The sequence below is a fragment of the Bacillus kwashiorkori genome, from assembly GCF_001375515.1.
Classification (GTDB): Bacteria; Bacillota; Bacilli; order Bacillales; family Caldibacillaceae; genus Bacillus_BK; species Bacillus_BK kwashiorkori.
In genome coordinates this window covers 78,301-96,084 of record NZ_CTDX01000009.1, presented here as the reverse complement: position 1 = coordinate 96,084, position 17,784 = coordinate 78,301, and the positions used below count along the sequence as shown (strand labels likewise).

The 17,784-nt window shown below is 33.9% G+C and carries 17 protein-coding genes; 6 read left to right on the top strand and 11 right to left on the bottom strand.

Translation table 11 applies throughout. From position 1 onward, the window contains the following. Positions 1-98: 98 nt before the first annotated feature. The 4 genes from BN1242_RS02320 to BN1242_RS02305 form a co-directional block, all read right to left on the bottom strand. Positions 99-740, bottom strand: coding sequence for a 5-bromo-4-chloroindolyl phosphate hydrolysis family protein (locus BN1242_RS02320; RefSeq protein ID WP_062350760.1), 642 nt, complete (start codon positions 738-740; stop codon positions 99-101). A gap of 333 nt (positions 741-1,073) precedes the next feature. Then, entirely contained in the window at positions 1,074-1,745 is a 672-nt protein-coding gene (locus tag BN1242_RS02315) for a uracil-DNA glycosylase (protein WP_062350757.1), read from the bottom strand. A gap of 228 nt (positions 1,746-1,973) precedes the next feature. Beyond that, the gene (locus BN1242_RS02310) at positions 1,974-2,924 is read right to left on the bottom strand and encodes an ABC transporter ATP-binding protein (RefSeq protein WP_062350754.1); all 951 of its coding nucleotides are present in this window, start codon (positions 2,922-2,924) and stop codon (positions 1,974-1,976) included. Continuing rightward, on the bottom strand, positions 2,921-3,601 hold the full coding sequence (locus BN1242_RS02305; RefSeq protein ID WP_062350751.1) for an ABC transporter permease subunit: 681 nt from the start codon (positions 3,599-3,601) through the stop codon (positions 2,921-2,923). The genes BN1242_RS02310 and BN1242_RS02305 overlap by 4 nt, the downstream gene beginning before the upstream one ends. 180 nt (positions 3,602-3,781) lie before the next feature. Here BN1242_RS02305 and BN1242_RS13600 point away from each other — a divergent pair, with 180 nt between their 5' ends. Both BN1242_RS13600 and lanM read left to right on the top strand, forming a co-directional pair. After that, positions 3,782-3,931 (top strand): hypothetical protein, encoded by a 150-nt coding sequence (locus BN1242_RS13600; RefSeq protein WP_158661039.1) that lies wholly within the window; start codon positions 3,782-3,784, stop codon positions 3,929-3,931. A 58-nt stretch (positions 3,932-3,989) separates the two neighbouring features. Then, positions 3,990-6,968 (top strand): type 2 lanthipeptide synthetase LanM, encoded by a 2,979-nt coding sequence (lanM, locus tag BN1242_RS02300; RefSeq protein WP_238985074.1) that lies wholly within the window; start codon positions 3,990-3,992, stop codon positions 6,966-6,968. Positions 6,969-7,158: 190 nt separating this feature from the next. Here lanM and BN1242_RS02295 read toward each other — a convergent pair whose 3' ends face one another. Continuing rightward, positions 7,159-7,365, bottom strand: coding sequence for a response regulator transcription factor (locus BN1242_RS02295; protein ID WP_062350745.1), 207 nt, complete (start codon positions 7,363-7,365; stop codon positions 7,159-7,161). Between the two features lie 483 nt (positions 7,366-7,848). Between BN1242_RS02295 and BN1242_RS02290 the strand changes: the two genes are divergently transcribed. From BN1242_RS02290 to BN1242_RS13800, 4 genes are all read left to right on the top strand, one after another. Beyond that, entirely contained in the window at positions 7,849-8,076 is a 228-nt protein-coding gene (locus BN1242_RS02290) for an AMEP412 family response elicitor (RefSeq protein WP_062350742.1), read from the top strand. 151 nt (positions 8,077-8,227) lie between these two features. After that, entirely contained in the window at positions 8,228-8,956 is a 729-nt protein-coding gene (locus tag BN1242_RS02285; protein WP_062350735.1) for an ABC transporter ATP-binding protein, read from the top strand. A 1-nt stretch (position 8,957) separates the two neighbouring features. Further along, positions 8,958-10,511, top strand: a complete 1,554-nt coding sequence (locus BN1242_RS02280) for an elicitor-associated permease-like protein (RefSeq protein ID WP_062350733.1) — start codon at positions 8,958-8,960, stop codon at positions 10,509-10,511. Positions 10,512-10,635: 124 nt separating this feature from the next. Continuing rightward, positions 10,636-10,767, top strand: a complete 132-nt coding sequence (locus BN1242_RS13800; RefSeq protein WP_275259437.1) for a hypothetical protein — start codon at positions 10,636-10,638, stop codon at positions 10,765-10,767. Positions 10,768-11,136: 369 nt separating this feature from the next. On the opposite strand, the gene BN1242_RS02275 is transcribed toward BN1242_RS13800, so the two are convergent. The 6 genes from BN1242_RS02275 to BN1242_RS02250 all read right to left on the bottom strand — a co-directional run bounded on the left by BN1242_RS02275 (position 11,137) and on the right by BN1242_RS02250 (position 17,523). Next, entirely contained in the window at positions 11,137-11,910 is a 774-nt protein-coding gene (locus BN1242_RS02275; RefSeq protein WP_062350729.1) for a sulfite exporter TauE/SafE family protein, read from the bottom strand. A 158-nt stretch (positions 11,911-12,068) separates the two neighbouring features. Beyond that, on the bottom strand, positions 12,069-12,722 hold the full coding sequence (locus BN1242_RS02270; protein ID WP_062350726.1) for a response regulator: 654 nt from the start codon (positions 12,720-12,722) through the stop codon (positions 12,069-12,071). Further along, the gene (locus BN1242_RS02265; protein ID WP_062350723.1) at positions 12,715-13,749 is read right to left on the bottom strand and encodes a PAS domain-containing sensor histidine kinase; all 1,035 of its coding nucleotides are present in this window, start codon (positions 13,747-13,749) and stop codon (positions 12,715-12,717) included. The genes BN1242_RS02270 and BN1242_RS02265 overlap by 8 nt, the downstream gene beginning before the upstream one ends. Before the next feature lie 285 nt (positions 13,750-14,034). Then, the gene (locus BN1242_RS02260) at positions 14,035-15,438 is read right to left on the bottom strand and encodes an MBL fold metallo-hydrolase (RefSeq protein WP_062350720.1); all 1,404 of its coding nucleotides are present in this window, start codon (positions 15,436-15,438) and stop codon (positions 14,035-14,037) included. Between the two features lie 141 nt (positions 15,439-15,579). Then, complete coding sequence (locus BN1242_RS02255; protein WP_062350717.1) at positions 15,580-16,134, bottom strand: hypothetical protein; 555 nt, start codon at positions 16,132-16,134, stop codon at positions 15,580-15,582. A 195-nt stretch (positions 16,135-16,329) separates the two neighbouring features. After that, a complete protein-coding gene (locus BN1242_RS02250) occupies positions 16,330-17,523 on the bottom strand; it encodes an FAD/NAD(P)-binding oxidoreductase (RefSeq protein WP_062350715.1) in 1,194 nt (397 codons plus the stop codon). Between the last annotated feature and the right edge of the window lie 261 nt (positions 17,524-17,784).

Here is a 17,784-nt window from a genome sequence, read left to right as displayed (position 1 = left end):
ATTTTTGCATTGAATACTACGACATATTTCGTACGAAAAATTGTAACAATAACACTCCATATAAACAATCTTGTGTCATCACTTGTTTGTTGAACACACTATTTAATTAAGTTACTTTTATCATTTTTCCGCTTAATCGTTTGTTTCGCAACATCCAGTTCAAAATGCAAGTCATCAATATCGCCTTCGATCATATTGTACAAATCTTGTTTTACTGTATCCGCCATTTTATTAATCATAAACCGGGTTTCTCGTAACGACTCATTTAATTCACTCGTTTTCGTCGGTTGTGATGATAGGAAGGCGTGTTTTTCCGAAAGTTCAACTAATGTATCTAAATGACTATAATAAAATTGTTCGACGAGAAAAAAGCGTCGTGGATCTTTTTTTGTTGTCGTATAAATCCGATTCGCTACCCGATATATTTCGAGATTTTGATTCAAATTAATAATACTACGCAAGTTAACAAGCGACTTTTGAAGACGCCGAATTTTCGGCTTTGCCTCTTTTAAGTTTCGTCGAATAAATTTATATTCCCGATGGGTAATGCCGTGTTGGGATAAAAAATAACGGTGGAATCCCCATTTTATTAAGTAGAAAATAGCTGCTCCCGTTCCAATTGCGAAAAACCCAGATGCTAAAAAACTTTGATCAAAGCCAAAGAAACTAATGAGCCAAGCTACTACCGTAGAAAATCCCGCTGCAAATATACGGATGATAAATTGAAAAAAAGATTGCATAAGACCAACTCCTGTGAGTTAGAGTAATTGTTGTGTTATGAATGCTAACTTTCGGTATAACGGATTTCCGCCTCTAAATATGCCTATACCGTTTAACCAAATGTTGCTCCTTCTCTACACTATCCTTATCATATCATTATTTTATTACGTAAATTGGAATAAAAGGTTTCATCTATATTTTAATGGACATCATCCATAATTTCTAGTTCAATTGGCGGAAAATAGCTATATTTCGCAAATATTTTACTTTAATTCCATTCACCTCGCTGTCTTTATGATTTTACCCATTTTTTCACGAAATTTCGTTTACAAACTGATTGAATGAACGTTTGCTTAACAGAGACACCAATTAATTGCCTTTAATTGATGCTTTTCTAAAATAGTATTCGTTGTGGAAAATGGTTTACTCCCGAAAAAACCCCGGTATGCGGACAGTGGACTTGGATGAGGTGATTGGATAATATAATGTTTTGTCGTATCAATATGCTCATTTTTCTTTTGTGCCGCCCCGCCCCATAATATATATACAACGGGTTGTTCTTTTTTATTTAGCAGCTCTATCACTTTATCTGTGAAATTTTCCCACCCTTTTCCTTTATGTGAATGTGCTTGCCCCTGGCGGACGGTCAATACCGTATTGAGTAATAATACTCCTTGTTTTGCCCACTTCATTAAAGATCCTGTATTAGGTACTGGGCAATTTAAATCATTTTGTAGTTCTGCAAAAATATTTTTCAAAGAAGGAGGAAAAGGTACTCCAGGTTGAACAGAAAAACTGTATCCATGCGCTTGGTTCGGTCCATGATACGGGTCTTGTCCAAGAATAACGACTTTCGTTTGTTCAAATGACGTATCATTTAACGCATTAAAAACATCTTCTCGTTGGGGGAAAATGATCTCCTTTTCATATTCATCTTGTAAAAACAGTTCTAGCTGGCGAAAATATGGTTTGGAAAATTCATCAACTAACAGATTAGCCCAATCACTTTGCAAGTATTCCTTCATTCTATTACCTTCTTTACTTCTTCATAAATTGTTATTACCCCTATTTTACCATTGAAAGCATAGAAAAGGACTGTTAAACATTTACGCTAGTTGTTGTAATTTCCAGCAATGATTTTAACAGTCCAGCAAAAAAGGAGCATAACAAAAAAGCTCCTCCCTATTGCTTCTAAAGGAAAAAGCCTCGTTAGTAGTAAAATAGGAGGAGAGCATGATTGTCATTCTTAAAGATTAAGCTTCTTGCCAATTTACCAAGTCACTTGTTTTCGAACCACCTTTACTTAAAAATATGTCTTCTAGCGAAGGCTCAATTGTTTCCATCCGCATAATATCAACATTGGCATGAACGAGGGTTTTTATGATCATAGGAATAAATGAATCATCTTGAATGACAATATTTAAAGACTCTTCATTCCAATGTAGTGATTTCGTAATAGATTGTAAATATTCCTTGATATCTATTACATCCGCTAATTTAATTGGCAAATGTTTGATATGAATAATAATATTAGATTGATATTCTTTCTTTAACTGATCCAATGTGCCGATACTCATTAGTCGAGAATTATTTAATATCGCCACTTTTGTACATAACTTTTCCACCTCATCTAAATTATGGGATGTCATAAAAATTGTCTTTCCTTCTTCATTTAACTCTCTAAGAAGATGCTGAATGGTAATGACTGATTCAGCATCTAGGCCAGAAGTTGGCTCATCTAAAATAATCAAATCTGGATTTGTGATAATGGCTTGGGCAATGCCTAACTTTTTCTTCATACCAAATGAGAAGCTCTTTACTTTTTTTCTAATATCCTTTCCTAAGCCCACTCTTTCAAGCGTTTTGATCATTTGGTGCTTACTAATTTTCTTTTTGTTCAACTTTGAAAAATATACTAAATGGTCAAGTGCGGTTAACGAACTATAAAAAGTATCATAATCAGGCATGACGCCCATCCGTTTTTTTGCTTCCATACTTGAGTTTGATTTGCCATAGATAAACACATTCCCAGAAGTCGGAAATGAGATTCCCGTAATCATATTAATAATCGTTGATTTACCTGCACCATTTTTCCCCAAAAGCCCAAAAATTTCTCCGTGGTTCACATGAAAGGAAACATGGTCTACTACATTTCGTGGTCTATAGTATTTCGTAATGTTTTCTATTTTTATTGCGTGTGTCAAAGTTCTTTCCTCCTAAACAAAATAATGGCGAAACATAAAATGAAACTGGACAACACGAGTATTAAATAACTATAGATACCGCCTTTATAAGAATAATAATAGGGTGTAAGGAATTTCAAATATTTTAATATAATATTTGTAGAGCTGATCGACCACAAACTAATTATTGGAATACTAAAAGACAGAATAAAACCGATAAACATAGAATAACCCGGTCTAGGAAATAGCAGGGAAACTAAAAGACAAAGTGCAATGGGAAATGTCATAAACACTAGTAAATCAATAAAATCTACTATTACAAATTGCTTATTTACTGTTAGTAGTAGTAAGCTTGTAATCAAAATACATATAAACCAATAAAGATAGAGACCGAGAAATTTCCCAAGAACAATTTCTTCTCTTCTAACTTTTGTCACTAAAAATCTAGCTGTCCGATTATGAATTTCCCTACTTAAAATATCATGTGATGTACTAAATACGAAAAAGAAGCCAAATACTAATAATATCAACATTAAACTTGCTAAACTTGTTAACCCAAATTCTTCTGTTAATTCCTTGAAAAGTTCTTCTGCTACAAATGCTAACCCATAACTCATTCCTATCATAATTAAAATTGTTAGCAACGATTTTATACTTTTCATTAGATTAATAAATTCCCGATAACAAATCGTTAGCACGATTATTCCCCCTATGCCTATTAACTATTAGCACAATCATTATAAGAAATATACCCTTCGTTTTAAAAGTAATTTTTATATAATTTCGGCAATACGCAAACTTCTCTATCTTTTATTGCCAGAGCATCGTACTAGATTTAATATATTTCTATAAAAGAACATTTTATTGGAGGTGAAATAATGAACCCAACGGAGGCAATTGGTCAAAGTTTAAAATTTACTTCAAAAAAAGAATTAGAAGAGTTATTTAAAAAAGAAAATGTCTCTCAGTTCCGTGGCTGTACTTTCTTTTCTTTAATACCAATCTCGATTACTAGAATTTGTTCCTAAGAAAAAATAAGTAGTTCACTTCTTAAATCCTTGTCAATAGGATTTCTTTTTTTTGGGGGTGGAAAAAATTTATCCATTTAATAATTTAATAAAAGCTTTAACGATACAGGAGCGTTATCAAATTATAAAAGAACATTTTCCTAATATAGCAATGGATATTCATTCTCTACAAAATTGGAGAGAAGGGATGAGTATTTTATCTGAAGAAGAATTTCAACTTATGTTAAAACAAAACAACTATGAAAAAGAAATATTTACTATAGCTGTAAAAAAACAGCTCCCTAAAAATATTCATATTAAATTATTGGAATTTGTCGAAAAAAGCAGTTGGTATTTATTACTTAAAAATATATTTTCAAAATATAAAGAGTCTGCTCTTATTAAGAAGGATAGTTTTTCCTATATATTGCGGCCGTTTATTTACTATACTTGCGAAGAAATTCAACTTATAGTAAAGCAGTTTCCTAGACTAACACACAAAGATTTTGTTAAAAATATGCAAAAAACTTACGAAGAAATAATCATTCAAAAGGCAGAGAAAACATTAGTTTATGAGCTTAATATACGAAAACATAATCAAATGTTAACTGGTGACGATCCACATGCCAAGTACATTAACTTTTTGTCCTATTTTGATGATATAAATAATATTGCTCGTTTTTTAGATAAGTATATCGTACTAACAAGATTGCTTTTACACGGAACCGAAAATTTTATCCAAAATGTCCAACTTATATTAAAGAGATTAATGGAAAATCAACCATTCTTAAAAGAAGTAACCAATATTGGCAGCGATACAATTTTTGATATTTCCTTTAATCAAGGTGATTTTCATAATAAAGGACAGACTGTTGCTACTATTTATTGGAATAATGGGAGCAAATGTGTTTATAAACCAAAAATTAGTTTCACAGATACATGGATCAACCGAATAATAGATATGTTAAAAAAATGGGATAGTTCCATTCATCTAAAACCAATAAAAACAATTGAACGTGAAAACTATGCATTTCAAGAATACATTGAACATGACAAATGCCCAAATCACGAGCTTCATCATTATTATGAAGCTGCAGGAGAGCTACTTGCTTTATTATATATGGTCAATGCAACTGACATCCATATGGAGAATGTTATTGCTGCTGGGAATCAACCTTGGCTTGTTGATACAGAAACAATTCTACAACAACCTGTGCACTTTTTTGGAAACCATTCGATAAATAATCTGATAAACGAAAATCTGTTTTTAAATGTTACTTCTACTGCTTTCCTTCCAAAAATTATTGGTGCTAGCATGGATGAAATTGATGTATCTGCATTAAAAGGTGGACAAATACATTATCCAGTTAAAGTTAAAACGTTAGTAAATGATAAAACTGATAATATACGATATGAAGAAAAATACATCTTAACAAAGGATGCCAAGAACATTCCAAACAACAAAGTTAATTTATGTCATTACATAAAATCAATTATTCATGGATTTTGCAAAATCTATGATATAATTTTGAATAATAAAAAGTATTTTAGTGAACATTTATTGTCAGATTTTCTCTCCATGTTAAATGTTCGGATTATTTTTAGAAACACCCAATTCTATCACGACTTATTAAACCACCTACTACACCCTGATTTATTAACTGATATGCTTGAACGGGAAAAGGTACTAGAGAATATTTGGTCCTATAATATTTTTTATAAGGAAATTATTTTATCAGAGTATAACCAACTATTATTTCATGATATTCCCATCTTCTATTTACAAGTAGAAAATAATAATGTCATTGATGGAGAAAAAAATATTATCACAAACAGATTACAATATAATTCCCTATTATTATTTCGCAAAAAAATGGGTCGCCTCAGCTTTGGAGATAAAAGAACACAATGCGAGTTAATTCAATTGTCAATCAATCGAACGATGAAGCAAGTTAAAACAGTATCACCACCAGCAAATGATACTTCAAATCAATATACATCTTTTGATTACATAAATGAGGCGATAAAAATTGCAGAAACTATCATACAAACTGCACTGCAAGATGGCACTAGAATTACTTGGATCAATTATACAGATGATATATATAACGTATTAGCACCTATTAATGATAGTTTTTATAATGGAACAGCTGGAATTGCTTTTTTTCTTTTAAAACTATACGAAAAAACAAACGATAAGAACTATTATTCGTTTGCAAGAAGACTTATACAAGGAATCCAAAAACCTGAAAAGCTAACAAACATAGGTATTTCTGGCGAACTTGGGTTATTATACTCCTATAGTTATTTAACAAGTCGCTATGATTTTATGGAAGAGAAATTGAGTGCATTCAATGGTTACCATCCATCATCTCTTTCTTTAGAAAAATACTTGGACACAGATTATATAAACGGAGCTTTAGGTTTGTTATCTTTGTATGTTCGTTTATATAAAAGTGAGCCGAATTCTTCAAATAGAAAAGCTTGTCGTCTAATTGCTAATTGGCTTCAAGAAAAACTACCAAATGAAATTATTCAAAATAATGGTTTTGGACATGGAGTATTAAGTTATGTATTCATTTTTCATCATTTAGGTCGGCTATTAAATAATACAAAATATATTATTTTCTCTAGAAATTTATTTGCAAATTATGAAGAAAAATTTGTGGATAACAATTCTTGGTGCAACGGAAGAGTAGGCACAGAAATTGGAAAAATACTCGTTAATCAATCTTTTGAACGAAGCGAAAAGCCTTCAATAAATGGAAGTTTTCCAGCAATCAATCTGCTCGATGACGATTGCCTATGTCATGGTAATGCTGGTTTATTAGAATTATTTTGTTTATTATATGAATATACTGGAGATGAATCTTATTACAGGGAAGTCATGAAAATCACAAACTTTATGCTTAAAAGAAAAGAAGCAACAGGAAAATACGAACTTCTAGATATACAAGGATATACATCTGTCGGCCTTTTTACTGGAGTTGCTGGAATTGGCTATCAATTATTACGAATTTCCGATCTAAAAAACACACCTTCTCTCTTAATTGGATAAGAGTATTTAGTAAAAATAATAGAATCCAAGGCTGTTCTATGTTAAGTTGTTTAAAAAAGAACAGCCTTATTCATTTTTTCTATCAAAAGAGAATTCATTCCTTTAAGGGTTTAATAAAATACAAATATAACAAGCACTGAAAAGCACCATACGAGAATACATTTTGAACCGTTTTTTGTTGGAACAGTAATCATTTTATAAGTTTTAATTGACAGGCTTTATATACGATACCGGCCCTCGTTTGAGCATCTAACTTTTTTGAAATTTTATTAATATAGTATTCTACCATTCTTTGACTGTAGTTTAGCTCTCTAGCAATAGCTTTGTTCGTTTTTTCAGCTGCAATAAGTTGAATGATTAAAAGTTCTAATTGTTCAAACTCCTCTTTATTGCCCATACCCCTCATATCCACCCCTTAAGTTTGGTTTATGTACTATTCAATATTCTCTTCTCTCCCTACTCCCGTGCAACTAAGCTCCTATACATCAATTCTCTAAGAGTGACTACTGGACAATTCCTATATGTTATTTACGACATACAGTTAACTATCCCTTTTTTAAAATATAAAACGGGAAATTTTTCACATATCATTAATATATGTAGAGATTTTCTCCTCCTCGTCATAGGACTTTCGACCTGTTTATTGCCAAATTTGTTTTCATTTATGAACGAAATGGTCGTTTAATTTGTGAAAAACTATGAAAATTTCACTATAAAAAAAAGGAATTTGAAGGTAATAATGAGGAATCTCCTAATTAAGAGATTAAATATTTCGCTTTTACGAAAACTATAAAAATATTGTTGAAGATTGTAAAAAAAACTTATATTCTAAAATTGCCCAAAGGCCTGAGGGGAATCTTGAATAAAGGGGGGAGAAAGAGTGACAGCACTTTTTAATTTACTGAAAAAGCTTGTATCCAAAATACCATTCCACAAAGTTGGTGAATTTTTAAAGTTTGCATGGGATTTTGCTGCAGCAGCTGCAAAGAAGGGAGCAGCAGCACTGAAAAAAATTACGGACTTTGTTAAGAAGAACCCAGGGAAAATTGTTGACTGGTTCTTAAAAGGGTACTCTCTTTACGAAATGTTTAAAATGATTCTTGGCTAATGGGGTCAGGAGATTATCCAGATTGCCCGAATAATACTGGATAATCTCCCTCAAGTTATATTAGACTAATGGTAGCATTAATCTAATAATATGCCTTACAAAGAAATATTATACCATAATAAGCAATTTTTTTGATAAAAGGGGATAAAAAATGGGAATTTTATCATTGAAAGGCATCCGAAAACAGTATAACGGCCAAGAAGTGCTTAATATCGATTCTTTAACCATTACAAAAGGGGAAATTCACGGCTATTTAGGACGAAATGGTGCTGGCAAATCAACAACCATTAAGATTATCATGGGAATTATTCCTGCTGATGAAGGTACAATCGAATTTCAAGGAAAGGTTATTGACTATCGCGACCCAAGTTATAAACAGTATATTGGCTACTGTCCAGACTACCCTGCTGTCTTTGAAAATCTCACCTTATTAGAACATCTTCATTTCATGGCACATTTATATGGGGTAAAGGATTTTACATTATTGAAGGAAAAAATTAATAAATTACTTGCTGATTTTGAAATGGAAAAATACCGGAACACACCGATCAAACAATTGTCGAGAGGAAATAAACAAAAAGTGGCGATAATTGCTTCCGTTATTCATGATCCATTGTTATTAGTTTATGATGAACCTACATTAGGTTTAGATCCAGTCGCCTTAAAAAAGTTTAAAGTTTTTTTGAAGGAGTTTACAAATACAGGGGGTACCGTTTTTATATCCTCCCATTTGCTTAATGTTTTGGAAGAGGTTGCAGATTCTGTATCGATTATCAAGGATGGAAGAATAATTAAAAAAAATATTCCCGTCCAAGTCATTCATTCCACCTTAACCGGCATGGAAGAATTTTTGCTAGCAGCTGTAGAAGAAGGTGACTAATATGCAATTCATTCAATACGTCTCCCTCAAATATAAAATTAAGAAAAATCACTCGAATATGTCTAAGATGCAAGTTTATGCAGGATGGTTTGCTGGAATTCTTCTGTATAGTCTATTTATTGCAATTATGTATTTTATTATTAAATTATTTCCTTCTTCCGTTCAAGTAAATATGAATAAGTATACCGCTTCGCTTTATGCTTTCTTGTGTATTGTATCGATTTCAACAGCTGTAAAAAACTTTTATCATGAATATTTCTTATCACCTGAACGAGAAATTTTACTATTCGTACCAATTAGGCATTCCCAAGTAATTTTGTCTCGCTTTTTTGTAATTACCGAAGGCATTGTTTTCTTTAATTTTATCGTCTTATTTTCTTTCGTACTCGCAAATGTATTAGCTGGAAATATCCATATATTCTTTTTAGTTATTACTAGCCTACAAATTATCGCACTTTCTATTTTTTCTAGTAGTTTTGCACATGTTCTCTATAGTTTTGCGTTTTTTTTATCGAAAGGGAGGGCATTAAGGTCAATTGCTTTTACGATAATGACTGGAGCAAGTATTTCCGTTATTTTTGTTATTATATACATTCAAAACTATTCTTCTTTCTTTTTAACGAATAATAGTTATATTTCATCTATCTTTTACGTATTATTTTCATATCCGCTTGCTTTAATTTCCAGCAAGCTCGGTTTCTCAGACGTTATAATTTTTTCAATAGGAATCACCTTTAGTGCATTACTGTTTTTCGTTGTTAGCTATTTTTTAACTAAGCTTGCTTACCGTAAAGGATTCATTACTGTTACGATAATGCAAGCAGAAAGAACCATGCATTCAGCAAAAATATCACAAAGAATTAGTGACAGTCGGAATAATTTCTTTATTAAAAAGGATTTATTATATTTAGTTAGAAATCCGAAATTATTTTCTGCTTTCGTTTCACCAATTTTATTCATTAGTTTAATTGAGTATAAAAACCAATTTGCTTCTTGGGGAGTATTTTTAACGATATTACTAAATATCATCGCGATTACATTTACCATTGTTTTATTAAACATTATATTCTCTGATGATTTGAATAATCAGGAGTTACTTTTTGTTATCCCGTTTAACATTCGCATTTTGTACAAAAATAGAAGTAAGTTATTGCATATTCTAGCTTTTTTGTTTTCTAGTATTTTTATTGTCATTATTTGTTTTTTAGAATCTGTACAGTTTGAATTCATCGTCTTTGCAGTTCTACAATTACTCGTAATCACGTACATCCATTCTAAAGTATTGGTTGCACGGGTAATAAAGCGAAATATTGGTAATCGCCCAGCTTATTGGTATAGCGGGAAAATGGTCAAGGACATTTTTATTCATTTTTTGAAATGGAATATCCCTTTAATGATATTGTTTAGTTTTTTGCAAGAGTATTTTCGACGATTTCTAGTCGGGCATCCCTTTTCTTTGCAAGCATATATTGTTTTAAGTTTGTCGATTTTGATGATTTTAATAATGCTTAATAGGAGTATTAGGATAGATGTGAAGGGAAATCGCAATCAATAGGTTTATTGATGAACAGAGTCGGACCAAGCAAGACATGCAAATTTTACTTAATAATCATTATGATTATTCTTTTAAATATTGAGTACTTAATGGGAGAAAACAAAATGGATGGAGGGTTTTTATTATGGAAGAAACAAAGAAAAAGCAAAGTACCATTGGGAAAAAGTTGAGCGCATTTTTTACTGTATTTTGTATTGTCTTTTTATTGTTAAAATTCACCGGCCTTCTGACACCAGTATTAGAGTTCTTTAAATAAATTTCCTATGCTCTTTAAGGGCATAGGTTTTTTCATTCTCATTTCCTCTTTCCCATTATGAGGATAAGTTAAACTACACTTACGGCCGTTACAATAGCTTTTAAATAAAGACATTGTAAATGAGTTGTCATCCAATAGATGTTCCAACACGGATAGAGGAATTTCCCCGCAACTGATCCTCCAAAAAAGGTTCTTTACAACCTATTTCTTTAATCAAAACAGCAATAAAAAACTATAAGGGACCATTCAGTGCAATTTTCACCAAAATGTCCCTTACAGCGTGATAGTTACCGAAAGAGTAAATAATAGTTGAAAGTGTCTCCTTCATACACAAATCGTAGGATAAGCAGAAGGATGAAGTTACACTTCCTAACCTAAAATATCCATCCATATTTTTATAGCTGTTGCTAAAATAAGGACGGCCAATATCCATTGCAAATATTTAGTGTTCATTTTTTTACCAACTTCGGCGCCTAGTGGGGCTGCGATTAAACTGGCGATTATCATAATTAGTGCTGGGCCGTACAAAATTTGACCTGTGAAAATTTTCCCAGCGGTGGAGCCGATTGATGAGATAAATGTAATTGCTAAAGAGGTTGCGATAGTGATTCTCGTTGGAATTTTTAACACGACAATCATGATCGGAATGAGGATAAACGCGCCTGCTGCACCGACAATTCCTGCGGCAATCCCGACGATAAATGCTAACATCGCTGCTAACCATTTGTTAAATTGTACCTTTGCCGTATCACCATTTTTGTCGTTTGATTTTGGCATAAACATCATAATTACTGCAATCGTTGCTAAAATAGCATAGACGATGTTGATGATGGACTCAGACATATATTGTGAGCCAAAACCACCGACTAAGCCACCGATTAAAATACTTCCGCCCATGTAAATAATCAAGTCTTTATTTAAATAACCGCCTTTCCTGTACGCCCAAACTCCCCCTATCGTAGCAAAAAACACTTGTATTGCACTAATGCCAGACACTTCATGGGCAGTGAAAGCAGTAATCCCAACTAATGGTGGAATGTAAAGGAGCATTGGATATTTAATAATGGAGCCGCCAATTCCGACCATCCCCGAAATGAACGAGCCGATAAAGCCGATTAAAAATATCGTGATAAACCAAATCATACGTGATCTTCCTTCCCCGATGTTAATATAAACTAGTTAACCGCAATGAAAAACATAGCTTTTCTTGTTTCCTTTAATATGAAACTAGTAGTCATATTTTGGAAAGTACGTCTATTAGTGAACGATCATATCTCTCCTATAACCGTTATAATGGTCCACTAATTTGTTTGTGAAAATGTTAAATCTAAGTATTTGTTCGTCAGTCCATACTGGATCAACTCTGATTTGTTTTTCAAACCGAGTTTTTTCATTATATTTGTTTTATGGTTTTCTACCGTTTTCGGGCTAATAAACAATTTTTCTGCAATTTCTCTGTTTGTAAAACCGAGAACGCTCAGCCGTACAATCTCTTTTTCCCTTGTCGTTAAAATCGATTGATCCTTTTTCGTGTTTTCTATTAAACTTTCTAGTTGTTCATCAGCAAGTCCAACATTAAAATAGCGATTCCCTTTATAGACTGTTTTAATTGCATCCTCCAGGTCACTACTTTTACTGTTTTTAAAAATATAGCCACACGCATTTGCTTGAATGGCACGTTGAATATAGATTTCCTCATCATGCATCGATAGAAAAACAATTTTTATTTGTTTATTGTTTTTTTGAATCGTTTCCGCTGCCGTAAAACCATCTAACCCATTTGGCATGGAAATATCCATTAAAATGACGTCCACTTCTTCTCGATCTGCGCATAAAACCGCCTCATCACCATTTTCTGCTTCACCGACTACCTCAATATCTGGAATGGCTTCCAGCAACATGACAAGTCCTTTTCTAATTAAGCGATGATCATCAACAACCATAACTTTAATCAAGAAAACCCTCTCCTTTTGGGACATATCCAGTAATCGTTGTTCCAATCCCTGTCTCTGATAGAATTCGAAACGTCCCACCGATTTGATCCATCCGTTCTTCCATATGCTTAAGGCCTAACCCTTTTTGTTGATATACTTGTGGTTGAAAGCCAATTCCATTATCTTTTATTGTTAACGTAATTTTTCGAGGATCATCTAGTAACTGTACTTGAACTTGAGTAGCGTTCGCATATTTTATAATGTTATGGACAGCTTCTTGAAAGACTCGATATAGATTTATCTCTACTGTTGCTGGTAATCTCTCAGATAAATTGGATGTAAAACTAAACCTTAAATTAGCATGAGAATTTTCTAAAGTAGAAATTACACTTTGGATCGTTGCGACAAGCCCTAATCTATCTAAGCTTTGTGGACGGAGCTGATAGGCATATGCTTTCACATCATTCATAACCGACTCTAATTCTTCTCTCACTTCATTGACGTAATCGAGCAGCCGTTTATCTGTGACGAATGTTTCAATTGCTTGGAGAGCAACGGATATCGTATATAACGATTGATTTACCCCGTCATGTAATTCTTGTGCAAGCCGTTTATGCTCCGTTTCTTTTGCTTCGATTAATTTTTGAATCATTTGCTTGGAAAGTTTCGCTTCTTCTTCTTTCTGTTTAATATCTTGATCCCGTAAAACGAGCAAATATTCTTTTAAACTAGAATCTTCACCTGGATACATTAGTGCTGTACTCATTTCCACATTAATTTTGTTCCCGTGGTAAGTCGGCATTTGTGATAAAAAATAGGGAATTTCATCATTTTCAATTAAATAGCATTTATTTTCACAAGGTTTAAGTTCACGTGTTTCACAATAAGAACAATACGGTACATGTTGATCCACATGCCAGCCAGTCAAACGTTTCGCTGCAGGATTCATTAGTAAAATTTTCCGATTTTCATCCATTATAATGATCCCATCTTGAATACTTTCAAAAATCTGTCTTAAATATTTTTCTTCTAAATGAAATGTGCTCATTCGTTTCACTTCCGATAGTTTAATAATAGAGTCATGTTTGTTTGTCCAATTTTTTTTAAAAATGAAATATTAATCGGCGGTTGATGTGGGACAGAATTCAACTTCACCCCGATAAAACTAGCAAGTCAGTTGCTGTAATAGTATTTACTATTAAAACGAGGTATATGTTAGTTTTTTAAAAATTCACTCATCTAACTCTATTATAAACGATTTCGAAGCGGAAAAAGCTGGCTTTTTTTGTAAGACCAGCTTTCCTTGTTTTAAATTGTAAAATCAGTGGAACTTTTAGATTGTCACTGCCCTACTTTCCTCAATCCAGCGAGAGTAGCCCCCTGTTAAGTTGTATAAATTTGTTATTCCTTTTGCTTGTAAAATACTTGTAGCAATTGCCGACCGTCCACCTGCTTGGCACATAACAACTAATGGTTTTTCCGTTGGGACTTTGTCGATGTTACGGAGCAGTTTTCCAAGCATGATGTGGTTGGCATCTTCAATATGGCCTTCCTCCCACTCAGATTGATTGCGGACATCTAACACGTTCACTTGATTATTGGCAATTAGTTCTTCTGCCTTTTCCGGCTCCATATTTTCATAGGATACTAGATTTTCTGCACCATCTAATGCTTTTGCATCGATAAAACCAACGACTTGGTCAATGCCAACAGAACGAAGCGCTACTAACACCTCATCTAACTGTTCTTTTTCGGTAATTAAATATAGTGGTTTGTTGTAATCAACAATCCAGCCAGCCCAATTTGTAAATGATTGAGTGAATGGAATGTTAATCGTTCCTTGGACATGCCCTTTCGCAAATAATTCTGAGTCCCGAGTATCAAGTACTTGTTCCCCGGCAGTAACTAAGTCTGCCACTGCTTTCATGTCTGTCAATGATTTTACTTCAGGTAAATTTTGTAGCAATTCAGGGCCTTCTTTATTCACACGCTTCATAACGGCGAAATAGTAAGGTGCTTCTGGCTGTCCTTCTAATAGTGCCTTCACAAATTCTTCCCGGTTATCGAACTTCATTGCCCAGTTGAACCGCTTTTCATAACCGATTGTTGAGGACGGGATTGCCCCTAAAGCTTTTCCACAAGCACTACCTGCTCCATGCGCCGGCCATACTTGTAAAAAGTCAGGCAAGTTTTTGAACCGCTCAACAGAATCATACATTTGCACTGCGCCCGACATCGCAGTTCCTTTTAATCCAGCAGCTTCTTCTAAAAGGTCAGGTCTTCCAATATCCCCAACGAAGACAAAGTCTCCTGTGAAAATACCCATCGGCTCATCGGCGTTCGCATCTGTTAAAAGGAAGGAAATACTTTCTGGTGTATGTCCTGGTGTGTGTACAACTTCAAATGTTAAGTTGCCTAATTGGATTTTGTCGCCGTCTTTTACTAATTGATGCGGTAAATCTTTTACGTATTTGTATTTCCAGTTTTCGTCCCCTTCATCTGAAACGTATAATGTTGCTCCGAGGCGAACGCCAAGTTCACGAGCTCCAGAAACATAGTCTGCATGAATATGAGTTTCTAGTACCCCTACAATTTTCATTTTTTCTGCTTCTGCAACTTTTAAATAAGGTTCGATGTTTCTCATTGGATCGACGATAACTGCTTCTCCTTTTGCTTGGCAGCCGACCATGTAAGATGCTTGTGCTAATTTTTCATCATAAAAATACTTTAATAACATGAAGATCTCTCCCTTTATGTTGTTTTAAAATGATATTAAAAACAAAGATTTTTCTAACGTAAAGGATAATTACTAGCGGCTGTAGCTAGATAAGCCACGCCCACTGAAAACTTCTGGTATATACGAAATTCAACAACGGTTTTATTTTTTCTCTAACACATCTAAAGCAGTTTTTACATAATGTAAACCGTTTTGTACGGTTGGAGACTTGATCCATTTTAAGACAGTAAATAGGGAAATATGTTGAACTGGTTCTTGTTCCGCTCTTTCTTTTACTTCATGAACAAATTCAGCCACTTCTTTCGCTTTTGTTATCACAGGTAAGGAAGTGATAGATTCATTCAATTGATCTAATGATTGTTTGTCGGCAAGTACCGCTTTTATGAATTCTACACCTTGCTCGAGTTTTTCCACTAACTCTAGTAGCACCGGCAGTTTTCCAAGAAGTCCAACTAAAGCTTCGAGCGTGTCATAGTTGATTGGTGTGTAGCTTAATTTATCTTCCATATTGTCTATCGTTGTTTTATCTTGTAACACTGCTTGTCCGAATTGGATGACAGAATCTAGTTGCGCGACAGATTTTTGAATGTCCGGTAACTTTTGAATGAGGAAAGTTAATGATTCTTGAACGTCCGGCCGGTCTAACTCGTTCAACCATTCATATTGGTTGGTTTGTTCAACTTGTGTTGTCGTCATGCAAGTCACTCCTTTCTAATTTGGAAAACTTAATTTTAAGTGTTCGTTGTTTGCGTTTTAAGTGTTGCTATTGTTCGGTGTAGCAGTATTTTTTCATGATAGTTTAGTAGTTATATGAATCTATTTTTTGTTAAATAATGGATGTTGCTTTATTCTTTTTTTACAAAAGTAGAGCTTATTACCTTCCAAATTACATTACATAATCCCTTTTAGCATGCCGTCCCAATACATAATTGGCAGAAAGTCTTTTTTGAAGTAATACATGGATGTCCGTTCTTTCGCTTGGTTAAATGGCATTGATTCTTGCGGATTTTTGTCGTAGTCAAATTCTGCAAGTACTAAATTACCGTACCCTGTCACGAGTGGACAAGAAGTGTAGCCATTATAATTAGCAGATAACGGTTTTTCCTGCATTAATGCTAGTAAGTTTTTCACGACTACAGGTGCTTGTTTGCGAATTGCCGCACCTGTTTTGGATGTCGGTAAGTTGCTAGAGTCACCGAGACCGAAAACATTTGGATAGCGAACATGTTGCAATGTATATTTATGGACATCGACCCAGCCAGCTTCATCTGCAAGCGGACTTGTTTTTATAAATCTTGGTGCTTGCATTGGCGGGGTAACATGTAACATTTCAAAGGATATTGTTTCCAATTCGCCAGTTTGTAAGTTTTCAAACACTGCCTCTTTTTTATCACCACGAACTTCTACGAGATTCATATGATATTTTGCATCGATATTTCTGTCGTGAATAATTCCTTCTAGTACTGGTTTGTAGGCTGGTACATCAAAAATTTCTGGTTTTGCCGAGCCGAAGATGACGTTTGCTTGATTGCGGACACCCGCCCGTCTGAAAGCTTCTTCTGCTAAATACATGATTTTTTGCGGCGCACCACCACATTTTACCGGTGTGTTTGGGTTCGTAAAGATAGCGTTTCCACCTTTAAAGTTACGAATACTTTCCCATGTGTAGTCCACATAATCATAGGAGTAATTCGTACAGACGTTGTTTTTACCGATTGTTTCTTTTAAGCCTTTTACTCCGTCCCAATTAATTTCAATTCCAGCGGCTACGACTAAGTAATTATAAGTAATTGTATTTCCTGACTCTGTTGTTACAGCATTGTTGTCTGGGTCAAACGTTGCTACTCTTTGTTGGATCCAATCTGCTCCTTCTGGAATGACGCTTTCCATCGTTCGCTCTGTCGCTTGCTTTTTTGCTGCTCCACCGCCGACTAATGTCCATAACGGCTGATAGTAATGTTTTTCTGCTGGATCTATAATTGCTATTTCGTGTTGGAACCGTTTTGATTGTCTAAGTAACTGTGCCGCAACCGTTATTCCTGCTGTTCCCCCACCTACGATAACTACTTGATAATGGGTCTTCATATGAACTCCTCCTTAGATTGTTTTAGTTTCTATCATTTGTAAGTTAATAATACTATTTAATCCATCCCGATACGATAGGGGGTTTCCCCTAATTTTTTAAAGCGCTTTCTTTTTGTGGTATTTTTGTTTTTCGGTGCACAGTGAGAAGATGATAAGAGAGGAGGGAGCGATTTTATTTTCAATGGGAAAGTTGTCTGGCTACCCTTTGTGGTTTGTTAAAATTTTTTTCGAATAGATAGAACCTCTCCGAAAGGCATGAAA